The following is a 23,261-nucleotide window of genomic DNA, read 5'->3' on the forward strand; positions in this document are numbered from 1 at the left end:
CGTCGCATGGCAATGCTATTCGCACTTCAGCTGTCGTGCGCGTGGGACGCGAGCTTTCCGACCAGTACGGCGAATCTGTCGACGAAGGCCTGGAGAAAGACCCGCGTCGATTCGTTGGCAATGTTGCCTTCGGCATCCAGCAGGTCGGGCTTGAAAGAGACATAGGCCTCGCCGCCCATCACCGTCGCGCCGAGGATGCCGAGGATCTGCCGCAGGTGCTGCTGACCGACCGCAGTGCCGATAGCGCCCGGCGATGTGCCCGTGATGGCTGCAGGCTTGTCGCGCCAGACGTTCTTGTCGCTCGGCTTCGAACCCCAGTCGATCGCGTTCTTAAGAAGCGCCGGCAATGAGCGGTTGTGCTCCGGCATGACGATCAGGACCGCATCACACGCAGCCACGGCGGCGGTAAAGCGGTTCACCGTGTCAGGCCTGGCGCCTTCGAGATCACCGTTGTACATCGGCATGTCGTCGATGCGAATGTCCTCGAAGCTCAAGGTGGCGAGCCCAGCCTCACGATGGCTTGCGCGAGCTTGCGGTTGATGGATTCGCGGCGGTTGCTCCCGACGATCACGCCGACTTTGCAGGGTAGTTTCATGTTCAGATTGTGGCGTGGTCGGCTTCGAGCCCGAGGTAGGCGCGGCGCAGTTCAGGGCGAGCCATCAGCTCGTCGGGCCGACCGAGGGCGACGATGCGGCCTTCTTCCAGCACTGCGGCGCGCTCCGCAATGTCGAGCGCCATGCTCACATTCTGTTCCACCAGCAGTACGGCGATGCCGTCGGCGTGAATCCGGCGGATGGCATCGAACATGTCGAGCACGATGCTCGGTGCGAGGCCCAGCGAAGGCTCATCGAGCAACAGCAGCTTGGGTTGCGCCATCAGCGCGCGGCCGATCGCCACCATCTGCTGCTGGCCGCCAGAGAGCGAACCGGCGGGCTGCGCCAGCTTCTCGGTCAATGCCGGAAACAGCGCACACACTCGGTCCAGCGAGCGTGCGCGGTCGGCGCGCGCCGCCGGAAGGTAGCTGCCGAGCTCGAGGTTCTCGCGCACGGTCATTTCGGTGAACAGGCGCCGGCCTTCGGGCACCAGCGCGATACCGCGGCCGCAGAAGCGATGCGGCGCGAGGCGCGAGATGTCGTGGCCATCGAACAGCATGTGCCCGGCGCTGATGCGATGCGGCCCGGCGATGGCGTTGATGAGCGTGCTCTTGCCCGCGCTGTTCGGGCCAACGACGCAGAGAAGTTCGCCCTGGCCGATGGAGAGCGAGACATCCCACAGTGCGGTTGCCTGACCGTATGCGACGCGGATCGATTGCAGTTCAAGCATGGGCCGGCTCCGAGTCGGCGACTGGCGCCGGTGCGGCGGATGCGCACACGGGCGCGCCCTCTTCCTTCGCATGGCCCAGGTACGCGGCGACCACCTCAGGTCGCTGCATCACGTCGCGAGGCGCGCCTTCGGCCAGAACTTCGCCGCGATTGAAGATCACGACGCGATCGCATAGCGCCATCACCGCGCGCATGACATGCTCGACGAAGACGATGGTTGCACCCTGATCGCGAATCCGGCGGATGAGCGCCACGGCTTCGTCGATCTCCGAGGGCGTGAGGCCCGAGAGCACCTCGTCGAGCATCAGCACCTGCGGGCGCGATGCCAGTGCCCGCGCGAACTCGAGGAACTTGCGCTGATGCAGATTGAGTTCGCCCGGCAGTGCCTGGGCGCGCTCGGTGAGTCCGGTGAATGCAAGCCATTGCCACGCCTCCGCTTCCGCGGTGCGGCGGTCCAGCGAGGCGGCGCCGAACATCGCCGGCAATGCCACGTTTTCCAGCACCGTGAGATGCGCGAAGGGCCTCGGAATCTGATACGTGCGCGCGATGCCGCCATGCGCGATGCGATGCGCCGGGATGCCGGAAATCTGCTTGCCTGCGAACTCGATCGAGCCAGCCGTCACGGCATAGTGCCCGCTCGCCACGTTGATGAAGGTGGACTTGCCCGATCCATTGGGCCCGAGAAGCCCGAGGATCTCGCCCTGCCGCACTTCGAGATCCACCCCGCGCAGTGCCTGCACGCCCTTGAACGACTTGCGCACGCCCTGCGCGCGCAACAGCACGGCACCCCTCGTCAGCAAGGATCGCGTCGGCTGGACTGCAGCAGGCGCGGCAATCGGCGCATGCCTGACGCGCCCAATGCCACCTTTGCGCGCGCCCCACCACTTCAGCGCCTGACCCAGCAGGCCTTCGGGCATGAAGAGGATCACGACGATCAGCACGAGACCCGTGAGCCCCTTGCCGATGATGGCGCTGTCGCCTCCGGTGAAGGCGTAGAGCAGCAGCGTGATGGCCGTCGCACCGACGATCGGCCCGGCCCAGTGCCGCGTGCCGCCCAGCACCGACATCAGCACCACCGTGAGCGGCATCGCGATGGTGAACGTGTCGCCGGTCGTCACGTAGGAGATGAAGAGCGCGTGTACGCCGCCCACCACGCCGGCGAGGCCGCAGGACAGCGCGAAGGCACCCAGCTTGTAGCGATAGGTCGGCACGCCCATGACCTCGGCGACGTCCTCGTCGTCATGGATCGCGAACAGGCCGGTACCGAAGCGCGAGTAGTAGACCGCGATCGCAGCCAGCACCGAGAGCACCGCCGCGAGGAGTGCGAGCAGATAGAAGGTGCCCGAAGGCGAAGGCCCGATCTTCGGGACTGGCACCGCGCTCATGTAGACGCCCGGCCCGCCGTCGATCGGCGTGTTGAGGATGATCGTCGCGACGACGAAGGTCGCGGCCAGCGTCAGCAGCGAAAACAGCTCGGCGCGCACGGCCTGAACCCGAAACGCCACGGCACCGAGCAATGCGCCGAACACCGCCGCGATGGCGGCTGCGGCAGGCAGCGTCCAGAGAAAGGGCACGTCGAATCGCGTGGCCAGCGTGGCCGTGGTGTACATGCCGATGCCGAAGAAGGCGCCGTGCCCGAAGGAGAAGTAGCCCGAGTAGCCCGACAACAAGTTCCACGATGTCGCGAGCGCGATCCAATGCAGCACCAAATAGAGGATCGACTCGTAAAAGGCCGGCAGGCCAAGCCAGGGAACGACCGCAAGGCCCGCTCCCGCGGCAAGGATCCATAGCAGGGAACGCTTCACGCCACCCTCCCCGGCCGCACCAGCAACACGAGCATGAGCAGCGAAAAGGACACCAGCGGCGCCCACGACGGCGCGGTCACCGCCATGGTGACGGCCTCGGTCACGCCGATGATGCAGCCGGCAATCAAGGGCCCCAGCGGCCGGCCCAGGCCGCCCAGCATCACGGCAGCGAAGACAACGCCGATCCATGCGTAGATCTGCGACGGCGACAGCGTATAGGCCAGCGCGATGCAGACACCCGCCACCCCCGCCAGCGAAGCGTTGAGACCTGAGAGCATCAATGCCAGCGCGTTCTGGTTGACGCCAAAGGCCGCGGCAATCGGCGCGTCTTCCGCGGCGGCGCGCATCGCCTTGCCCAGATCGGTACGAAGCAGCGCAAGCCACACAGCCAGCGAGATGCTGACGCCAAGACCCAGCGTGATCAACTCAGGCACCGGCAGGAAGAGCGGCCCGAGGCGCAGTTTGTGCTCCGCATAGGCCGACTCCAGCTTGCGATAGTCGGCCGTCCACGTCCATTGCAGCAGCGCTTCGATGATCACCGTGATGCCGAAGGTGACGAGCAGCGAGTTGAAGGGACTCACCCGGAAGCGCGCCAACACCCAATGCAGCGCCGCGCCCAGCACGAAGAACAAGGGCACGATGAAGACGAGCGTGAGCAGCGGATCGACACCGCGATGGCTCGACAACTCGTAGGTCAGGTAGGCCCCCAGGAACGCGAGCGCGAAATGCGCCAGATTGATCTGCCGCAACATCCCCCACGACAGGCTCAACCCCAGCCCGAGCAGCCCGTAGAGCGCGCCAGTGAAGAGGCCCGCGAGAACGGCCTGGGCCAGGAGCGTGGCGCTGGGCAAGGTCATCCTTCTTATGCGCCTCGCGTTTGCAGCTTCGCGCCCGGGGCAGCCCAGTCAGCGGGCCAGACCGTGACCCACTTGCCGTTCTGCACCTGCTTGACGCGGCTCAGGTCCGCACCGAAGTTGCCGCGCTCGTTGAAGCGCAACTTGCCCTGGATGGTGTCCACCTGATTCGCCCGCAGCCAAGCGGCCATGGCCTTGTCGTCCAAGCCCTTGGTGGCGACCACCGAGGCTTCGATGAGCTGCCAAGCTGTGAACGACGCCGCGGCCTGAGTCTCGACGGCCGTGTCGGGCATGCCGGCGCGGGCGGCGCGTTCACGGTAGACCTTGACGAACTCGGCGGCTACCGGATTGTTGGTGAACGGCGGATGGTCCTCGAAGATCGTCATCGACAGCGCGCCATTGGCTTCGGGCGCCTTGAGCATCGGCGCCGGTGCGGGCACGTGATAGAAATGATGCAGCGGCGCGTAGTCGATCTTCTTCATGGCATCGAGCAGCTGGTTGCCCTCCAGGCCGATCGCGCCGGTCCAGATGAAATCCGGATTCGCTTCCTTCACGCGTCCGGCGATCGGGCCGAAGTCGCGATTGCCGAAGTCCCACTCGAGGAAGATCACTTCCTTCAGGCCGCGCTGCTTGGCGACTTCGCGCGCACCGAGCGCGACGAAATGCACCGAGGGGAACTTGCTCGTGACGACCGCGATGGTCTTGGGCGGTGTTGCCGAAGCGGCCAGCGCATCGAGCACCAGCGCCGGGAGCGTCTTCTCGGGGTCGGGCCCGATCGACCATGCCGGAAACTGCTGGTCGTACTTCGCGAGGTTCGGTATGCCGAAGGTATGGTGCACCAGTGTCTTGTTGTAGCGCTGCGCCACGCCCATGGCCGACAGGATGTTGCCCGTCGCGTACGGGCCGATGAGCAAGTCCACCTTGTCGGAGGTCACGAGCTGCTCGTAGAGCGTGCGCGCCAGGTCGGGCTTGGATTGGTCGTCCTTCAGCACCCATTCGACCGGCCGGCCCAGCAGGCCGCCGCGCTTGTTGAGTCCATCGACATAGATCTCGCCGGTGAGCTTGTGCACGAGGCCCGTGGCCGACAGCGGCCCCGTGAGTGCCAGCGTGCCACCGACGCGGATGGGTGCACCGGCGGGCTGCGCCGATGCCGGATGAGTCAAGAGCGCACTGGCGCCCAGAGCGCCGGCGGCGGCAACGAAGGATCGACGGTCCATGTTCATGCTTGTCTCCTGTGGTTGTTCTGGGAAGCGAGAGGGCTCAGTCTCCATCGACGACGGGATTCGAGAGCAGCCCGATGCCCTCGATCTCGACCTCGCACACATCGCCCGCCTTCATGAAGATCGGCGGCTTGCGCGCGAACCCCACGCCCGCCGGCGTGCCGGCGATGATGATGTCGCCCGGCTGCAATGCAAAGGGCTCGGAGCACACCGACACCAGCGTTGCGACGTCGAAGATCATGTCGCGCGTGTTCGCCTCCTGCAGCACCTGGCCGTTGAGGCGGGTCTGCAGCTTGAGGCCGGTGGCGCCCGACGGCAGCTCGTCCGCCGTGACGAACTCGGGGCCGAAGGCACCGGAGCGATCGAAGTTCTTGCCCATCATCCATTGCGCCGACTTGAACTGGTAGTCGCGGATCGAGCCATCGTTGAAGAGCGAGTAGCCCGCGACGTGGTCGAGCGCCCTGCCCTTGTCGATGTAGCGGCCCGCTTTGCCGATGACGACCACCAACTCGCCTTCGTAGTCGAACTGCGTCGATACGTGCGGACGCACCAGCGGCTGGCCATGGCCAACCCATGAAGACGGAAAGCGGTGGAACAACACCGGGTACTTGGGAGGCTCGAAGTTTCCTTCGGCCGCATGGTCCACGTAATTGAGCCCGACGGCGATCGCCTTCGATGGCATCTGCACCGGTGGCAGCCAGTCGATGTCGGCGAGCGGCAGCCGCGAACGGGCCGACGTCCCGGCCCGTTTCACCGCCGCCAGCCCTTCAGGCCCGGCCCGCAGCAACTCGTCGAGGGTGGCGGGCAGGCCTTCGGCCGTGAGGTTGACGATCTCCTGATCGAGGCGCAGGCCAATGGCCGGCCGGCCGTTGCTCTGGAAAGCTGCGAGGCGCATGTTGGATGTCTTCCGTGAGGTGAAGGGAATACCGAAGGGACCGACGCCTGCAGTTCAGCCGTTGCGGATCTCGTAGTTGGTGATGAAGTCCTCCGGCACCGCCGGGCCCCAGGCATAGAAGGAGTCCTCGGGCGGATGGTCGCCTGCGGGCCACTCGAAGCCGCCGGGCACATAGTCGATGTCGTAGGAGTACTCGGCGTGGCTTCCCCACGGATCGCGCACGTAATAGAAGTAGTTGGAGCCCAGTACGTGGCGCCCGACGCCCCACCCCCGCGGATAGCCCGCCGCGTACATCTGCTCCATGCCGCGCCCGACCTCGTCGATGCTGGCGACGTCCCAGCTGGTGTGGTGAAGACCCGGGCCGTCGGACTTGGCCATCGCGACCAGGTGGTGGTCGCTTCCGTGCGCGCCGTGCATGAAGACCACGAGCTCGCCCGAGCGATCGGTGAGGCGCAGGCCGAGCGCATCCTGATAGAACACGATGGCATCGCCCACGTTGGGCGAAAACAGCAGCACATGCGACAGCCGCCTCGGCCGGACCTTCGGAATGCGAGATCGCGCGAGCGAAGCGCCGGTGCCCAGCGGCACCGCGGATTCCGCGACGCGTTCGGCACGCGCATCCGGGGAGCTCTTCGGCGCCGCGACGATCTGCACAGGGAAACCGTCCGGATGCCTGACCCAGATGCCTTCCGCATCGCCCAGCGGATGCGGCTCGCAGCGCGGGACGCCCAGCCGCTCGATGCGCTCGGCGACAGCCGCCAGGTCCTCGGTGAAGCAGCCGAAGCGCAGGTACTGAAGCTTCTTCGGGCCGCTCGCCTGAAACAGCGAACCCCATGCGTGGGGATGACCGACCGTGTACAGATCGAGCCGCCCATCCCTGCGTTCGACCTGAAGCCCAAAGGCCTCGTAGAAACGCGCCGCCTCATCGAGATCCGGCACGGTGAAGACGAAGCGGTCCAGCGAATGCACGCTGTGGTCGTCGGCGCGGTTCGAATCCTTGCGGATGCGCAGCTGAATGTCGGCCATGTTGTCTCGCTCCAGTTCGAAGTTTGTACGCTTCTTGGAAATAATATATTCTTTGCGTCAAACTATATCGACAAGTTATTTATCTATGGTTAGGGTTTACAAGAAGTGGCTGCGATGAACGAGCGCCCCGGCAGAGGCATCAGCCAGACACGCCTCGTCTACGAACGGCTGCGCACGGCCATCGTCGGCGGCCGGTTGCTGCCCGGGTCCAAGCTCAACATCGCCGCGCTGGCCGAGGAAATCGAAGTCAGCGCAGGCGCGGTGCGCGAAGGCCTGGCCATGCTCGAGGCCGAGGCACTGGTGGTGTCGGAGCCGGCGCGCGGCTATCGGGTGAGCCCGGTGTCGGCGGTCGAGTTGCTCCACCTCGTCAAGGCGCGCATCGAGATCGAAAAGCTTTGCCTGGCCGAGGCGATTCGCCATGGCGACCTGGATTGGGAAGGCGCCATCGTCTCGGCCTTTCACCGCCTCTCGCGCGTGGCCGAGCGCGACGCGGAGCGCCCCACGCAACTCAGCGCCGAATGGGCGCAAAGCCACGGCGAATTCCATCGGGCGCTGGTGGCCGGTTGCCCGAACCAGTGGCTGTTGCGAATGCACCAGATCCTCTACCAGCAGAGCGAACGCTATCGACAGCTCTCGGCGCCACTGGCGATGACGGAGCGCGACGTCAAGGGCGAGCACCAGGCGCTGGTCGACGCGGTGCTCAACAGGGATATCGAATCTGCGCAGGCGCTGATTGCCGAGCACCTCGACAACACGGCGCAACTTTTGCTGAACTCTCCCCACCTGGCGTTGTCGCCCGCCGACGCGCCGACGGGAAACGTCGCCGCTTAGCCTGCCTAGGTGCTTTCGCGCGGCTTCAGCGTGGTGAAGTCGAGATACGCCGTGGCCTCGAAGCTCGATTCGGAATCCTCCCTTGGCGGAGTTGCCGGTTCGGCGAAGTCCATGAAGTCCGTCGGAGCGAACGCGACATCGCGCCGGACCGGGACCAGGGCTTGTGCATGCCGCTCTTTCGCACTCGCGCGCAGCCGGGCCAGATCTGCCCGCACCTCTTCCAGCGTTCTCATGGGCTTGACCGTCGCAGGCGCCTCTTCGGGCTCGGGCTGCACGACCGCTTGCACGACTTCTCGGACGGGCTGAGGCGGCGAGACGACGGGCGCCGGCGCTTCGGTCTTGATCGGCAGCGGCGGGAGAGGACTGCGCTCCTTGACCTGTTCCACGGGAGCGACAAAGACAGCAGGCTGCTTGAACACCGGAGCGACCGGCGCTGGCGATCGGAACGGCTCCCTGGCCACAGGGTGTGCCGCCGGACGATGGCCCGATGCGACGACGCGTGGCGTCGAACGTGATGGCACGCGCTTTCTGGGTCCGCCACGAAGGCCACTCAGGAATCGAAGGAACGTTCTAACCCAGCGAGAAGTTTCCATGACGCGCGAGACCCAAAAAGTTTGGCGCGATTGTTAAACACCGTTACGTGTAATCGAATGGATTACTTTTCGCCGGGTTGGCGAATTTGCGCACAAATACACGAAGCTCTGTGGAGTCGAGGCTCCACGCCAAGGTGTCGCGGCGACCGACGCCTGCGGCCAAGCCGGCCGAGAAAGCGGCAGACCCAGCGTGATTTTCGGGTAGCGGTCGGCCGCCGCGACGCGTCACAATCTGTTCAACATGACACAGATGCCCCACCCCGACGACCTGACTGACGACGAACTCGCCGAGCATGCCCATGCTTGGCGCCGTCAGGCACTGCGAGGTGATCGCAGTGCCCGGGCCCCGGCGCATGCCTACGAAACCGCGCTGCGGGAGCGTGTCCGCGCATCGGTTGCCGCGGACTTGATCGCCAGCGCTTCGAACGTCCAGTCCGAAACCAAGCGCCCGTGGTGGCGCAAGTTCTGGCCGTCGCAAGGCGGCAGCGCTTCCGTCTGACGGTCGCGCCTGCCCCGGCGACCGGATCAGCTGCAGGCGACGATCTTGAATTCGACCCGGCGGTCCAGCGCGTCGACCGCGTCGTCGGTGCCGCTGCCGATGATGTTCTCGCGAAAGCCCCTTCCGCTCGGCGTCGTGCGGTCGCTGAGCACGGTCGATTCATCGATCAGGCGCTGGCGGATGTAGCGGGCACGCTGCAACGACAGCTGATCGTTGTACGCGACTGGCCCCGTGTGACTGGTATGGCCGACGATGTCCATGCAGACCTTCGCATCGGCGCTGGCCCTGGCGATCTCGCGCAGCCACATCGTGTAAGGCCCGCTGATCCTGGTTTCCGACCAGAACGTCGTGGCGTTCGGATTGAACAGGAACTTCACTCCCAACTGCTGGTTGGCGATGCCATAGGCGACGATCTTGCCGAAGGCGTCCTCAGCCTCCGCTGTGCGCCCGAGCTTCACCGAACTCAGATAGATGCCGTTCAGCACACGCAACTGTTCGCCGGTCGGCCCGCCGCCCGCAGCGCTGTACTGCGCCAGCGCGTCCTGGTAGCGCTGGGCGTTGTAGTGCGCCGTCCCCTCCTTGATCGCGGGCGCGGCCGCGAGACGCTCGAGGTAGTACGCATCCGCATGCTGGCCCGGCGGGGTCGCGGTGGTGCGCACGTAGCCTTCGATCACCCGGTCCTTGGTGGGCACGGGCGTGTCGCGGTAGTACGGCAGCGGCGTGTGATCCAGGCCCTCGTCGCGCGCCACGGCCGACGACTGGGCGACGACGGTGCCGCTGGCCAGTTCCGTCAGCGCGAGGTTGATCTGCAACGGACTGCGCGGTTCATCGACGGACAGGCGGGTCATCGTGCCCGTCAGCAAGTAGCGGGCCTTAGCCAGGTTCGCGCTGTCGAATGGCATGATTTCCATCGTCTCGAACTTGGCGTTCAACCGTTCCGTCACCCGGTCCTGCAACATCTGGGTTGCAGCGGTCTGCTGTGCGCTTCCGGCATCGACCATCGGGTCGAGCACCACGCTTCGCTTCGATCCCATCTTGGCGAGAAAAGCCGGACCTTTCTGCGTCTGCTTGACCAGGCCGTCGGTCGCCTGCGCCACGGCCTGGTCGAAGGGAAGTTCGGTCTTCGATGAACTGGCGACGGGTGGTGCTGCGCAGCCTGACAGTCCCAGCATGAGCGACAGAACGCCCGTCAGGGATGCGGCTTGCAGCCAGCGAGCGAAGGTCGTGGTCATCATTCACACCCCTTTCTCAAGATAGCCGCCTCTTCCGCCGTGACGGGTCCCAGCGAGGCGCGTTGAAGAATGTCGGTGCACTTGTTGTGGACCTGCGGGATCTCAGGCGACACCATCTGTACGACGGCGGGACTCACCGGCTGAGCCGGTTGCTCTGCCGCTGGAATGCGCGCTTCGCGGCGGGTCTGGCGGACAGGTTCGACGGGCGCACGCGCGACGGGCCTGCGAGCCGGTGCGGGTGCCCGTACTTGGGGCGTCTTTGTTTCGCTTCGCGGCGATGGTGGTTCGACGGCCGCGGCGAGGTCGGAATCAGTCAGCGGGGATGTCGGCGCTGCAACGACGGGTTCCACGGTTGGCACTGGCGCGTCGGGTCCCGGGACGACGGGCGCCCGAGACGGCGCAGGCAACGCAAGCGCCTCGGTCGCCGACATGGGCTCAGGCTCCGGGGCCCGGGCCGGCGCCGCAGCAGGCCTTGGGATCGCGGCCACGGTCGGTGCGGGTGGAGGGATCGGGTCCGGCACGGATGTGCCGGGCAAGGGTGTACGCGCCGCCGTCGGCGAAGGGGCACGATCGATGTAGCCGAACACCACCAATCCGACGCACAAGACCGCGGCAGCCAGCGCAGCGATCTTGATCCGGCTGTTTCGCCTTTGCGCTGCACTCGGCGCCATGTGCAGCGGCGGCCAGTTGGAAACGGGAGGCCGGAAATGGGGTGCCGAAATCTCGAGCGGTGGCAGCGCAACATCGGCGGCTTCTTCCGAATCCCGCGCGTCGGAATCGCTCTCGTCGGCGGCGAGCGGGACTGTGCGCTCGGGCGCCGGCTCCATCGGCGGTTCCGCGAAGATGTCATCCATGCCCTCGTCGCCCGGCATGGTCGGCTCGGACGGCACCTCTACAACCAAGGGCGCAGGGGCCGCACCGCACGGCACATCCGACCGCCGCACCGCACGCAGAAGATCCAGGTCCTGGAGTTGCTGGCCACAACTCAACATGGTCCAGAACTCGGCCGCGCTTTGGGGCCGGTTGCGGGGGTGCAGCGCCAGAGCGGCATCGATGGCGGCCAGGAACGGCTCGCTGTAGCGGCCACGTGCCAACTCGGAAAGCGGCTTCAACCGATCGTCCATCAGGCGTTCGATTGACGGCGGCGGCGGTTGCCCGACGATGGCCGAGTAGACGACGCTGGCGAGCGCGTACAGATCAGTCCAGGCGCCTTGCTTCATCGAAGCGACTTCGCCGTACTGCTCGATCGGCGCGAAGCCGGGCTTGAACACCACCGTCGGCGAGGGCCCGACGCCCTCGATCACCCTCCGCGCCGCGCCGAAATCGAGCAGCACGGGGCCGTGATCGGTGAGCAGGATGTTGTCCGGAGCGATGTCGCGATGGAAGCAACTCGCAGCGTGCATGGTGCCGAGCGCATCCAGCAGCGGATGCAACCAGCCGCAAAGCTCCGCTTCGTCGGGCGCCCTGCCGAGTTCCGCCAGCGCACGCGCGAGGGTCGGCCCCTCGTAGTACGGCATGGCCATGTAGGCCGTGCCGTTGCCTTCCCAGAAATGCAGCACCCTAACGAGCGAAGGATGGTCGAAGCGGGCCAGGATCCGAGCCTCGTTGAGGAAGCTGCGCATGCCGAGGCAGAAGTCGTCCTTGTGGCGCTGCGACTTGACCACGACCGCCGGCGACACGCTGGCGCGCGAGGCCAGGATGGCCGGCAGGTATTCCTTGATCGCGACGTGTTGCTCCAGCGAATGGTCCCAGGCCAGGTAGACGATGCCGAACCCGCCTTCGCCGATGGGCCCGACGATCTCGTAGTCCTGCAGCCGCATGCCTTCGGGCAAGGAATGTGCGCTGCCCTGAGTGATGTCGGCCCACTCCAGCGCCAGTTTTTCATGTGCGCCTCGTCCCGTCACCGAGCCCGGCACGGTGCGCGTATCGGATGAAATGACAGGGCTCATTGAATTTCAGCGGGCGTCTTGCGAACGCTTGCCCGATTTCCAAGCCATGCACAGCACGATGCGAACCAGCAATGAGATCACGTCAGATCCTCTCTGTCGTGACGGCGACTCTACTGCGCGCGAAGTGAGGAAACATTCACCAGAAGCACTAGCCGAACGGACGCTCCGCCTGCCCGTGTTCCGCGAGGCCCGGCCATATGCGGTATGGAAGGAAATTGCCGGCCTCGCCCCCGGCCGCCGAGCGACGCGCGAACTAGCTGGGTCTGTGCGTCGAATCGGCTGTCGAGCCGCCCGAACGGACCCAATAGAACTGCTTGCGCTCCGTCATCTCGGCAACGCGCACGCGCCGTCCGGGCGCGGTGCGGATCTCGCCGTCGGCCGCGCAATACAGCGGCACCCCTTCCGGCGTGGAGCGATGGGCGCGCAAGAGCGCGTTCAACCGGACCCTGACGCTTTCGCGGGCTGGATTGCTGGAGTGGAGCACGAGCACTTCCCGGGTCGCGATGACGCGGGTGCGCTGCGGCTGGACCTCGTCGGTCGGCGACTTCCCCACGCCGACGCATGCCCACACCGCATCGACGTCCAGCGCCATCATCACTGCGTCAGGGGTTTCGAAGCCGCGCAGGGACGCACTGTTCGCCGCGGCGAGGCAGCCAGTCAAGTTGGGCGTGAGGTCGAAGCGGACTGAAGCGAACACGTCGTCGACCGAACGAGGGACTTCGACAACGATGTTTCGAATCGCGCCGGTCGCCGTCGCAACTTCATGGGCACGCTTGGCGCGTCGCCGGGCCCTCACGTGCGCGACGGCCGCAAACCCTGCCACGGGCGCGGCGGCGGCCATCACCTTGATTGCCAGCAGGCCATCACCCGAGAACATCAAAAGGCCTCCAGGAGGCAGACGTGATCTGGGGCAATGTGTGGAAGCAGGGAATTCATACGGAGGCGTTGGGTTCCAGCACTCAAGGGCCGGGACTTGTAACAGCGAGGATACCTTCGACAGAGCGCGTGACGACCGCGTCATGGGCTGCCTTCGCTCATCGCACCGGCATTAATTCACGGGGGCGAACCCTCACGCAACAACGACGATCGGGAAGCTGGCCTTCCATCCGTCCGGTGCACGCTCGAAAGGAACCGTGATCGCCGCGCGATCCTGTTCTGACAGGTTGCGCCAGAGAAAATCACGCGCATTGCCGGGCGCGCCCGCCACATAGAGCTGGGTGGTGAGCAACTCGCGCGGACCGAGTTTGACCTTCACGTGGATGTGCGGCGTGCGACCCGTGTAAGGCACGGGGCGGATGGTGCGAAACCGATACCGTCCCTGCGCATCGACGGCGATCCGGCCGAAACCCTGAAAGGCCCGGTCGGCTCGGTCGCCGTCGCCCGGATGGTGGTAATGCCCGGCCTGATCGCACTGCCAGATCTCCACGAACGCTCCGGTCAGCGGTTTTCCGTCGAGATCCGCGACACTGCCTTCGACCCAGGTCGGCTCACCCGCCGCGTAGTTCAGTGCGCCGTTGCGTAGCAAATCGTTGTCCGTGTCGCCTGGCAGGGTCACGGGGTAGAACGGACCTTCCGTTTGCGACGGCGTTGCGCGCCGTGCTGCCTGCGGCTGCGCGCGAGCGCTCAGCCAGAAGGTCGGCAATGCCACCAGCGCCGCCGCAACGGAGCGTCGGGGAAGACCCACAGTGCTGCGCGGTGTGTTCATTGCAATGGACGGATGTTCAGGGCTTCACGCCGAGTTTCAGGAGGTCGATGTCCGCCAGCTTGCCCGGAATGGTGACCAGCCGCAATGCCTCGGCCGCCGCAATCGGACCGCTATCGGCCAGGTAGCGGATCTGGTAGCTCCCCAGCTTGATTTCGTCACCGTTGTTCAGGGCGATGGATTCCTTGCGTTCGCCATTGACGTAGGTTCCGTTGTGGCTCTGCAGGTCGCGAATGGTCATCGTGCCCCCTACCGCCTCGAACACGGCGTGCGATCGGCTCACGAGGGGATTGTCGAGAACGAGGTCGCAGCTGTCCGCGCGACCGATGACGAACGGGGTTCCCGTCACATTGACTTGCTTGGCCGAGCCATTCTTCTGCAGCACGATCAGTCTTGGCATCTTCTATCTTTTCATTCCTGTGCACGCGCACGTAACAGGGAGTGCGCCGAACTTCCGGAGTATGCCGGTTGGTGGTGCCATGCCCCCATTGGAGAGATTTTCGATTGCGGGATGACCACGTACCTTGTAGGTCATGCAACCAACCCTCACGCTCGCGGGCAGATTCCGCATGTCGTTCGCGCCAACCCGCACGTTTCAGCCTGCTGCGGTGCCCTGTAGCACGCCCGATGAACCGCTTCTGGTGTTGCGCGGCGTGTCCGTAAGGGAAACGATTCGATCGCGAGCGGCCAAGGTGATCGCCGTGACAGCGATGCATTTCGACGTGCGGCGCCGCTAGGCTGTGATGCTGGCGACGTTCGCTAGAGAACCGGGTGGCCGGTGGTGAACATGCACGAGTCGGGATCGGTGGAGGAGTTCGGTCCGCTGGCACCCTCATCCGGCAAAGGGGCCGCCGTACTTTCCCCGATACCGACGGGGTTCATGGGTTTGCCGAATGGCGCAAGCCCTTGCAGCACGCGCAAAGCCGAAGCGCCCTGAATGAGCGCTTCGGAATAATCGGGAAGACCTCGGGTCGAGGAATCGATGGGCCGGTATCCCAGGCACTCCTCGGATTCCGCCTGCACAGCCTCCAACAGGACCCAATGGAATTCATTGGGCTCCAGTTCAAGAACAGTCAAGGCCAGATCGCGCCGAACCATGGGATTCCTCTAATTCAGTTGTTTCAACGAATTGTTATCGTCCTGTGAAATTTCCACCAAGGCACTTTTGCACATGGGGCATCCCCTGCCCCCGCGAACCGGCACTTTGTCTCGATTTGCCGGCTTCGTGGAGGACAGTGGATCAGCCGAGGCGAACAGGCACGAAGATCTTGTCGCCGTCGCGCTGAATCAGTAGGGCCACGGACTTGTCTGCCTTGGCCACCACTTCGCGCACTTGTTCGATGCTCTTCGCTGGCGTGCCATTGATAGCCAACAGCACGTCGCCTGGCTGAACCCCGGCCATCGCGGCTGGGCCGCCCACGTCCTGGATCAGCAGGCCGCCGTCGACTGCAGCTTCGCGCTGTTCCTGCGGCTGCAACGGGCGCAGCGCCAGGCCGAGCTTGCCTTGGCCGGCACCGCTGTCGTTTTTCGCGACGGTGGCCGACTTCTCGGCCGAATCAGCCAGCTTCGCGGAAATCTCCTCGCGCTGGCCCTGACGCCAGATTTCGAGCGTGATCTTGCTACCAGGCTTCTTCTGGCCGATCAATGCCGGCAGGTCGCCCGAAGCAACGATCGGCTCGCCGTCGACCTTGCGGATGACGTCGCCCGAGCGCAGGCCGGCTTCATCCGCCGGACCACCCTTTTCCACGTTCGACACCAGCGCGCCTTCGGGCTTGTCGAGCTTGAACGAATCGGCAAAGGCCTGATTCACTTCCTGCACAGCGACGCCGAGGCGTGCATGGCTGGCCTTGCCCGTGGCAACGATCTGGTCCTTCACCTGGATCGCGACGTCGATCGGAATGGCGAACGACACGCCCTGATAGCCGCCGCTGCGACTGTAGATCTGCGAATTGATGCCCACCACTTCGCCGCGCGTATTGATCAGCGGGCCGCCGGAGTTACCGGGGTTCACCGCCACGTCGGTCTGAATGAAAGGCACATAGCTGTCATCGGGCAAGGTTCGGCCCTTGGCGCTGACGACACCAGCAGTCACGGTGTTCTCGAAGCCGAACGGCGAACCGATCGCGAGCACCCATTCGCCCACCTTGAGGTCCTTGGTGTTTCCGACCGACAGGGTCGGCAGATTCTTGGCGTCGATCTTGAGGACGGCAACGTCGGTCTTGGTGTCCGAACCCAGCACCTTGGCGCGGAACTCACGACGATCGGTCAGCTTGACGGTGACTTCCTTGGCGTCCTTCACCACGTGGGCGTTGGTCAGGATGATCCCGTCAGCGCTGACGATGAAGCCGGAGCCCTGTCCGCGCACCGGCGTCTCGCGCTGCGGTTGTTGTCCGCGCGGGCCGCCCTGGCCTTGGAAGCGGCGGAAGAACTCGTACATGGGGTCATTGGGATCCATGCCCTGGGGGCCCTCGGCACCTGCCGTCTTCGTCGTGCCGGTCACGCTGATGTTGACCACCGCAGGGGCATGGCGCGCCGTGATGGTCGAAAAGTCGGGCATGGAAACCTGCGGCCCAGCGGCGGGAGCCGTTGCGGCCGGAGACGGCGAGGCCACGGCATTGGCGCTGGTATAGGCACCGGTAGCCACGGCGCCGATCACGCCGGCGGCCGCCAGCGAAAGGACGAGCGCACGGGGCGTGGACAAATTGTTTTTCATCTGGAATCCTTCCGAGGTTTTGAGAGAGTCAACGGAAGGAATGTCGGGCCAGACGCTTAAGCGCGCCTTAAACAGGCAGGAGCGCCGCGCTCAAGCCGCTGTCGAAAACCGCACGGTGACGCGCAGTCCGCCGAGGCTCGCCGACCGATCCAGCGAAAGCGTCGCACCATGCAAGTCGGCAATCGACTTGACGATCGCAAGGCCGAGACCGCTGCCCGGCGCCTGCGGTTCGCCGGAACGGTAGAAGCGGTCGAGCACGCGTTCGCGCTCACCGGCCGGAAGGCCCGGACCGCTGTCGTCCACGCTGAGTTCGACCGCGTCCGTGCGCGCAGCGATCTCGACGTCGACACGTCCGCCGTCAGGCGAATATTTCACAGCGTTGTCGAGCAGGTTGCGCAGCAGCGTGCGAAGTGCCTCGGCCTGGCCCGGAACCTTGACGGGATCGGCCCTGACGACGCCGATATCGATCATGCGAGCCTGCGCGGTAGAAACGACGTCGGAAATCGCGAGCCGCGCCACTTCCGACAGGCTCACCGACTCCCGCCGGGCGCCGGCCAGGGCGCTGCCCTCGTGACGCGCAAGAGCCAACATCTGCTCGACCAGCCGGGTCGCGCGGTCGATGCCCGCAGTCAGGCGTGCGACTGCGAGTTCGCGGGTGGGCTCGTCGGTCGCACGCTGCAAACCTTGTATCTGAAGCTTGAGGGCCGCCAGCGGCGAACGCAACTCATGTGCGGCATCCGCCACGAAGTGCTTTTGTGCCTCGAACGCCCGCCGAACGCGGTCGAAAAGCAGATTGAGCTCGTGCACCAGCGGCCGCACTTCCTCGGGCAGATCGTTTTCGCTCAGCGGCGACAGGTCGTCAGCCTGCCGCGCCGCGACCTGGCTGCGCACCCGCGCCACAGGTGCAAGCGAAAAGCTCACCACCCACCAGACGACCAGCATCAGCAGCGGCGCCGCCAGCGCGATCGGACCCACGGTGCGCAACGCCAGGGTTCCTGCCATGCGGCGTCGTGCGGCCATGTCCTGCGCCACCTGAATCACCAATGCGCCGGTCTGCAGAGAAAACACACGGTAGGTCGTGCCTCTGGCTTGGACGTTCGAAAAACCCAGCACGGCACGCTGCGGCAATGCAGCCTGCGCGGCAGATTCGAAGATGCGGATGCCGTCCAGGGTCCAGACCTGCACGATGAATTCGAAGTTCTCGTCGCCAGCGCCGATTCCGCCGACCGCCGCGCTGGGTGGCAGCCCCGCGCGCAACGAGAGCGCCATCTGCCGCATGTGGTGGTCGAAGATGTCATCGGCTTCGTTGAGCACGGTGCGATAGGCGACGAAGGCCTGCGTACCCGCCGCGAGAACGATGGCCGCCAGCAGGAACCACAGCAGGCGCGCGCGAAGCGACTTCATTCCTTGGGCACCATGTAGCCGACCCCGCGCACGTTGCGAATCAGGTCCGCGCCCAGCTTCTTGCGCAGTCCGTGGACGTAGACCTCGACGGCATTGCTGCTGATCTCGTCCTTCCAGCTATAGAGCTTTTCCTCGAGTTGCGCGCGTGACAACACCATGCCGGGACGGGCCAGGAGCGGCTCGAGCACCGCCCATTCGCGCGCGGACAGCATGACCGGCTGGCCCCCCACGGTGACTTCACGCGTCGCAGGGTTCACGCTGACACCCATGTGCTCGTAGACCGGCTCCGCCCGGCCGGACGCCCGTCGCAGCAGTGCCCGGATGCGAGCCAGAAGTTCGTCGAGGTCATAAGGCTTCAGAACGTAGTCGTCCGCACCGGCGTCCAGGCCCTCAATGCGTTGCTGCACCGAGTCGCGCGCCGTGGCGATCAACACCGGCATGCGCTGCTTGCGGGCCCGCAGGGAGCGCAAGACCTCGAGTCCATCGCGGCGGGGCACCCCGAGGTCCAGCACGACCAGGTCGTATTGCTGCGCCCGAAGCGCCGAGTCGGCCGCGTCGCCGTCCTTGACCCAGTCGACCGCGTACTGTTCGGCACGCAGCAGATCGAGCACGGTCTCGCCGATCATCACATCGTCTTCCAACAGAAGCAGTCTCATCGTTCATTCGTCCGTGAAGCGATCTTCGAGATGGTAGCGACGATGAAGTTCACTGGCACCTACAGGAGCGCCCTCACCTCGCGCGCGGCCTCGAAAAGCAGCGGCAGCATGTCGCGCCGCACCACCTCCTCCTGATAACGCCCGCCGGACAGCACCACGTTGAGCGCGGCCACCGTGCGGCCCTGCATGTCGCGCAGCGGCACTGCGAGGGCCTGCACGCCGAGTTCGTGCTCTTCGCTGGCAAAGCAGAAGTCGTCCTTGCGCGCCTGGGCAATGTGCTGCCGCAATACGCGCGCCTGCGTGATGGTACGAGGTGTGAGGCGCGGGAGGCTGCGCCCCTTGAGCCATTCCGTGAGCTTGGCGGCGCTCATCGCTGCAAGCAGGACGCGCCCGGTCGACGTTGCATGGGCGGGCAGGCGCGCGCCGAGGTGCAGGCCGTAGGCCAGCACCCGTGTCGGCGCGCCGTAGTTGCCGCTGCGCGCGACGATGACCACTTCCTCCCCGTCGAGCACCACCGCGGAGAACGACTCCTGCGTTTGCGCGGCGAGGCGGTTCAATGTCGGCTGCAGCGCACGCGGCAAGCGCGACGACGCGAGATAGCTGCCCGAAAAGCGCAGCACCTTGGGCGCCATCCAGAAATAGCTGCCGTCCGTTTCGAGATAGCCGAGATGCGCCAATGTGAGCAGGTGGCGCCTGGCCGCCGCACGCGTGAGGCCCGCCCGCTCGGCGGCCAGGGTGGCGTTGAGCCGTTGGCGCTCGGTGTCGAAGCTTTCGAGCACGGCCATTCCCTTGGCGATGCCTTCGATGAAGTCTGGTTTGGCGATGGTCATGAAGCGAAGTGTTGCGCGATCATCGCGCAGGTTGCCTCATGATCGCACAGAGCGTGCCATGCAGACGCCCCGAGATGGCCTCATCGCCCTACGCTTGCCGGAAACGCCATCAGGAGACACACATGCGAACTCAGGTTGCCATCATCGGCGCAGGCCCCGCCGGACTTTTGCTGGGCCAATTGCTGCACAAGGCCGGCATCGACAACGTCATCGTCGAGCGGCAGACCGGCGAATACGTGCTGGGCCGCATCCGTGCCGGCGTCCTGGAACAGGTCACGATGGACCTGCTCGCACGCGCCGGCGTCGACGCTCGCGCCAAGGCAGAAGGCTTGCCGCACGAAGGCATCGAGCTCCTCTTCAAGGGTGCCCGGCATCGCATCGACATGCACGGCCTGACGGATGGCAAGCAAGTCACGGTCTACGGCCAGACCGAAGTCACCCGCGACCTCATGGCGGCGCGAGAAGCTGAAGGCCTCACGACCATCTACAGTGCTTCCCAGGTCAGCCTGCACGACTTCGATACGAAGTCTCCGCGCGTGCGCTACGAAAAGGACGGCGCCACGCACGAGATCGAATGCGACTTCATCGCCGGCTGCGACGGGTATCACGGCGTCAGCCGCGCCAGCGTTCCGGCGCAGTCGCTTCACACCTACGAAAAGATCTATCCCTTCGGCTGGCTCGGCGTGCTGGCCGATGTGCCGCCGGTATCACATGAGCTGATCTACGCCAACACCTCGCGCGGTTTCGCCCTGTGCAGCATGCGCAGCGCGACGCGCAGCCGCTACTACGTGCAGGTGCCCACCGAAGAGCGCGTCGAGAACTGGAGCGACGAGGCTTTCTGGAACGAGCTCCGCCTGCGCCTCGACCCGGAAGCCCGCGACCGCCTCGTCACGGGCCCGTCGCTTGAAAAGAGCATCGCGCCGCTGCGCAGCTTTGTGGCCGAGCCGATGCGCTTCGGCAGTCTTTTCCTGGCCGGCGACGCAGCCCACATCGTGCCGCCGACAGGCGCCAAGGGCCTGAACCTGGCGACAGCCGATGTCGGCTACCTGTCGCGCGCGTTCGAGATCTTCTATGGCGAGAAATCAGCCTCGGCGCTCGACCGCTACTCCGACCTCTGCCTGCGTCGGGTCTGGAAGGCGGAGCGCTTTTCGTGGTGGTTCACTTCTCTGATGCATCGGTTTCCGGAGACCGGCGAGTTCGGCCAGAAGATCCAGGAGGCCGAACTCGACTACCTGGTTCATTCGCGCGCTGCCTCGACTTCGCTCGCCGAAAACTACGTCGGCCTGCCGCTGGAAGAGTTCTGAGCGTCGGCGGCTCAGGCCGCCGATGCCATCAACTGCCAGACGCGTGCCGGCGTCAAAGGCATGTCCAGATGCGGCGTGCGGTCGGCCAGGCCGTTGCGTGCCAGTGCGTCCGCCACCGCGTTGACGATGGCCGGCGTGGCGCCAATGGTCCCGAGTTCGCCCACGCCCTTGACGCCCAGCGGGTTGTTCTTGCAGGGCGTGGACTCGTCCATCTCCATGCGAAACATCGAGGCAATGATGTCCGAGCGCGGCGCGGCGTAGTCCATGAGGCTCCCGGTCAGCGGCTGCCCGGTTTCGGTGTCGTACACCACGCGCTCGTAGAGCGCCTGCCCGATGCCCTGCACGGCACCGCCTTCAAGCTGGCCGCGCACGATCATCGGATTGACCACCCGTCCCACGTCGTTGACCGAGGCGTAGCTGACCACGCTGATGTCGCCCGTCGGCGGATCGACCTCGACTTCCGTGATGTGGCAACCGTTCGGCCAAGTCGGGCCCGACACCGTACTCGTCGAATCCACGAAGATCTGGCGTTCGGGCTGGTGCCCCGCCAGGGTGAACAGGTCGAGTTGCAGATCGGTGCCCGCCACCTTGAACACGCCCGCCGAGTATTCGATGTCCGCAGCCGACACTTCGAGTTCCTTCGCTGCGAGTTCCTTCGCCTTGTCGATGGTCCGCTCCGCTCCCACCCGCACCGCCGAGCCGCCGGTAAAGAGCGAGCGGGATCCTGCGCTACCGAAGCCGTCGCCGCGATCGGTGTCGCCCATCACGATGCGCACTTTCTCGATCGGCACGCCAAAGGCGTCGACCACCAGTTGCGCGAGGGTGGTCGCAATGCCCTGCCCCATCGCGTTGACGGCGGAAAACACTTCGATGATGCCGTCGGCCTGGACGGCAACGGTCACTCTCTCCTCGAACACGTTGCCGCCGGTCCATTCGAGGAAAGTCGCGATGCCCAGGCCACGCATCCGCCCTTGGCGTTTCGATTCAGCCGCGCGTTTGTCGAAACCCTGCCAATCGGCCAGGGCCAGCGCCTGGGTCATCACCGATTCGAACTGGCCCGTGTCGTAGGTCTGCTGCATCGGATTGGTATAGGGCATCTGCTCCGGCCGGATGAAGTTGCGCCGGCGCAGTTCGATGCGGTCGATGCCGATCTGGCGCGCGGCCTCGTCCATCAGGCGCTCGATCGTGTAGATCGCCTCCGGACGGCCAGCGCCGCGATAGGCGCCGGTGGGGGCCGTGTTGGTCAGCACCGCCAGGAAATGGAAGTCGATGGTCTGGATGTCGTAGACGCTGGTCTGCACCCAGGGGCCGATAAGAAGCTGGATCGCGACGCCGGTGCCGGTGGCGTAGGCGCCGACGTTGGCGTGCGTCTTGATGCGCAGCCCCAGGATCTTGCCATTCGCGTCGAGCGCCAGTTCGGCGCGGGCCTCGATGTCCCGTCCATGGGAGGTCGCGAGAAACTCCTCGCTGCGGTCAGCCACCCATTTCACCGGGCGCCGGAGCGCGCGCGCTGCAAAGGCGACGGCAATGTCTTCCGGATAGGCGCCGGTCTTCATGCCGAAGCCGCCGCCGACGTCACCCACGACCACGCGCACCTTTTCCTTGGGCAGGCCGATCGCGTCGCAAATCGAGTCGCGAACGCCCGAAGGCATCTGCGTGCTCATGCGGATCGTGATCCGATCCGAATCGGCATCGAAGTCGGCCAGCACCGTTCGAGGCTCGATGGTGAGGGCGACCACCCGTTGGTTGACCACGTCAAGCGCGACCACATGGCTCGCCTTAGCAAAGGCCGCTGCCGTCGCTTCGCTGCTGCCGTGCCGCATTTCGGCGGCGATGTTGCCTGTGGCTTCATCGCAGATCAGGGGCGCACCGTCGGCAGTCGCGCTGGCCAGGTCGACCACCATCGGCAGCTCTTCATAGTCCACCACGACGGCTTCGGCCGCGTCGCGCGCTTGCCGCTGGGTTTCTGCGACCACGACCGCGACCGGCTCGCCAACGAAGCGCGCCCGTTCGAGCGCCAGCGCTCGCCGTGCCGGCGTGGCGCAGTCTGTACCGTCTGCCCGCCTGAACCCCGCCGCGCCGGGCATTGGCTTGACGCCCGCCGTTGCCAGATCGGCACCCGTGAAGACGCCCAGCACGCCAGGCATAGCCGCGGCCGAGGTGGTGTCGACCGAAACCAGTCGCGCATGGGGATAGGGGGAACGCACGAAGCTCAGCCAGGCTTGTCCTGGCAACGAGACGTCGTCGGTGTAGCGGCCGGTTCCGTTGAGGAGGTTCTCGTCTTCCAGCCGCCTGACGGCCTGGCCGCTGCCAAAGCGCATGGGATTCGTATCTGTGGTCACCGTGGTCCTCTTTGTCTGGAGCAGTTGTTGCGGGCGCAAGAACAACTATATGGGGCTTCGGGAACATTCGGCGCGCGACGCCAT

General features: G+C 65.5%; 22 protein-coding genes. 3 read left to right on the forward strand and 19 right to left on the reverse strand.

Annotated elements, in window-relative coordinates; translation table 11 throughout:
* Window positions 1–26: 26 nt before the first annotated feature.
* The 7 genes from QTI24_RS03985 to QTI24_RS04015 all read right to left on the reverse strand — a co-directional run bounded on the left by QTI24_RS03985 (window position 27) and on the right by QTI24_RS04015 (window position 7,122).
* A complete protein-coding gene (locus QTI24_RS03985) occupies window positions 27–494 on the reverse strand; it encodes an NADPH-dependent FMN reductase (RefSeq protein ID WP_286598470.1) in 468 nt (155 codons plus the stop codon).
* Between the two features lie 103 nt (window positions 495–597).
* On the reverse strand, window positions 598–1,323 hold the full coding sequence (locus QTI24_RS03990; RefSeq protein ID WP_286598472.1) for an ABC transporter ATP-binding protein: 726 nt from the start codon (window positions 1,321–1,323) through the stop codon (window positions 598–600).
* Window positions 1,316–3,127, reverse strand: a complete 1,812-nt coding sequence (locus QTI24_RS03995; protein WP_286598474.1) for a branched-chain amino acid ABC transporter ATP-binding protein/permease — start codon at window positions 3,125–3,127, stop codon at window positions 1,316–1,318. Before QTI24_RS03995 ends, QTI24_RS03990 begins: the two co-directional genes overlap by 8 nt.
* Complete coding sequence (locus tag QTI24_RS04000) at window positions 3,124–3,984, reverse strand: branched-chain amino acid ABC transporter permease (protein WP_286598476.1); 861 nt, start codon at window positions 3,982–3,984, stop codon at window positions 3,124–3,126. The genes QTI24_RS03995 and QTI24_RS04000 overlap by 4 nt, the downstream gene beginning before the upstream one ends.
* 5 nt (window positions 3,985–3,989) lie before the next feature.
* A complete protein-coding gene (locus QTI24_RS04005; protein ID WP_286598477.1) occupies window positions 3,990–5,204 on the reverse strand; it encodes an amino acid ABC transporter substrate-binding protein in 1,215 nt (404 codons plus the stop codon).
* Window positions 5,205–5,241: 37 nt separating this feature from the next.
* Window positions 5,242–6,096 carry a fumarylacetoacetate hydrolase family protein gene (locus tag QTI24_RS04010; RefSeq protein ID WP_286598479.1) on the reverse strand — a complete coding sequence of 285 codons (855 nt, stop codon included), beginning with the start codon at window positions 6,094–6,096 and terminating at the stop codon, window positions 5,242–5,244.
* A 54-nt stretch (window positions 6,097–6,150) separates the two neighbouring features.
* A complete protein-coding gene (locus tag QTI24_RS04015) occupies window positions 6,151–7,122 on the reverse strand; it encodes a VOC family protein (protein ID WP_286598480.1) in 972 nt (323 codons plus the stop codon).
* Window positions 7,123–7,236: 114 nt separating this feature from the next.
* Here QTI24_RS04015 and QTI24_RS04020 point away from each other — a divergent pair, with 114 nt between their 5' ends.
* Window positions 7,237–7,953 carry a GntR family transcriptional regulator gene (locus tag QTI24_RS04020; protein ID WP_286598482.1) on the forward strand — a complete coding sequence of 239 codons (717 nt, stop codon included), beginning with the start codon at window positions 7,237–7,239 and terminating at the stop codon, window positions 7,951–7,953.
* Window positions 7,954–7,958: 5 nt separating this feature from the next.
* Here QTI24_RS04020 and QTI24_RS04025 read toward each other — a convergent pair whose 3' ends face one another.
* On the reverse strand, window positions 7,959–8,474 hold the full coding sequence (locus QTI24_RS04025) for a hypothetical protein (protein ID WP_286598483.1): 516 nt from the start codon (window positions 8,472–8,474) through the stop codon (window positions 7,959–7,961).
* A gap of 313 nt (window positions 8,475–8,787) precedes the next feature.
* On the opposite strand from QTI24_RS04025, the gene QTI24_RS04030 reads away from it, so the two are divergent.
* Window positions 8,788–9,045 (forward strand): hypothetical protein, encoded by a 258-nt coding sequence (locus tag QTI24_RS04030; RefSeq protein WP_286598484.1) that lies wholly within the window; start codon window positions 8,788–8,790, stop codon window positions 9,043–9,045.
* A 26-nt stretch (window positions 9,046–9,071) separates the two neighbouring features.
* Here QTI24_RS04030 and QTI24_RS04035 read toward each other — a convergent pair whose 3' ends face one another.
* The 10 genes from QTI24_RS04035 to QTI24_RS04080 all read right to left on the reverse strand — a co-directional run bounded on the left by QTI24_RS04035 (window position 9,072) and on the right by QTI24_RS04080 (window position 19,531).
* The gene (locus tag QTI24_RS04035; RefSeq protein WP_286598486.1) at window positions 9,072–10,280 is read right to left on the reverse strand and encodes an OmpA family protein; all 1,209 of its coding nucleotides are present in this window, start codon (window positions 10,278–10,280) and stop codon (window positions 9,072–9,074) included.
* The gene (locus QTI24_RS04040) at window positions 10,277–12,226 is read right to left on the reverse strand and encodes a serine/threonine protein kinase (protein ID WP_286598487.1); all 1,950 of its coding nucleotides are present in this window, start codon (window positions 12,224–12,226) and stop codon (window positions 10,277–10,279) included. Before QTI24_RS04040 ends, QTI24_RS04035 begins: the two co-directional genes overlap by 4 nt.
* Before the next feature lie 253 nt (window positions 12,227–12,479).
* Window positions 12,480–13,103: a hypothetical protein gene (locus QTI24_RS04045; RefSeq protein WP_286598488.1), complete on the reverse strand. Its 624-nt coding sequence runs from the start codon at window positions 13,101–13,103 to the stop codon at window positions 12,480–12,482.
* 192 nt (window positions 13,104–13,295) lie between these two features.
* Window positions 13,296–13,931, reverse strand: coding sequence for a dioxygenase family protein (locus QTI24_RS04050; RefSeq protein WP_286598489.1), 636 nt, complete (start codon window positions 13,929–13,931; stop codon window positions 13,296–13,298).
* Window positions 13,932–13,947: 16 nt separating this feature from the next.
* The gene (locus QTI24_RS04055) at window positions 13,948–14,328 is read right to left on the reverse strand and encodes an FHA domain-containing protein (RefSeq protein ID WP_286598490.1); all 381 of its coding nucleotides are present in this window, start codon (window positions 14,326–14,328) and stop codon (window positions 13,948–13,950) included.
* 359 nt (window positions 14,329–14,687) lie between these two features.
* On the reverse strand, window positions 14,688–15,026 hold the full coding sequence (locus QTI24_RS04060) for a hypothetical protein (protein WP_286598491.1): 339 nt from the start codon (window positions 15,024–15,026) through the stop codon (window positions 14,688–14,690).
* Between the two features lie 142 nt (window positions 15,027–15,168).
* Window positions 15,169–16,641, reverse strand: coding sequence for a DegQ family serine endoprotease (locus QTI24_RS04065; RefSeq protein ID WP_286598492.1), 1,473 nt, complete (start codon window positions 16,639–16,641; stop codon window positions 15,169–15,171).
* Between the two features lie 90 nt (window positions 16,642–16,731).
* A complete protein-coding gene (locus tag QTI24_RS04070; protein WP_286598493.1) occupies window positions 16,732–18,045 on the reverse strand; it encodes an ATP-binding protein in 1,314 nt (437 codons plus the stop codon).
* A complete protein-coding gene (locus tag QTI24_RS04075; RefSeq protein ID WP_286598494.1) occupies window positions 18,042–18,701 on the reverse strand; it encodes a response regulator in 660 nt (219 codons plus the stop codon). The genes QTI24_RS04070 and QTI24_RS04075 overlap by 4 nt, the downstream gene beginning before the upstream one ends.
* 59 nt (window positions 18,702–18,760) lie before the next feature.
* Window positions 18,761–19,531, reverse strand: a complete 771-nt coding sequence (locus tag QTI24_RS04080; protein WP_286598495.1) for an IclR family transcriptional regulator domain-containing protein — start codon at window positions 19,529–19,531, stop codon at window positions 18,761–18,763.
* 122 nt (window positions 19,532–19,653) lie between these two features.
* Here QTI24_RS04080 and pobA point away from each other — a divergent pair, with 122 nt between their 5' ends.
* Entirely contained in the window at window positions 19,654–20,835 is a 1,182-nt protein-coding gene (gene pobA / locus QTI24_RS04085) for a 4-hydroxybenzoate 3-monooxygenase (RefSeq protein WP_286598496.1), read from the forward strand.
* A gap of 11 nt (window positions 20,836–20,846) precedes the next feature.
* Here pobA and QTI24_RS04090 read toward each other — a convergent pair whose 3' ends face one another.
* Window positions 20,847–23,177: a xanthine dehydrogenase family protein molybdopterin-binding subunit gene (locus QTI24_RS04090; protein ID WP_286598497.1), complete on the reverse strand. Its 2,331-nt coding sequence runs from the start codon at window positions 23,175–23,177 to the stop codon at window positions 20,847–20,849.
* Between the last annotated feature and the right edge of the window lie 84 nt (window positions 23,178–23,261).

Origin of the sequence: Variovorax sp. J22P240 (genome assembly GCF_030316855.1) — a bacterium.
Lineage (GTDB): Bacteria > Pseudomonadota > Gammaproteobacteria > Burkholderiales > Burkholderiaceae_C > Variovorax.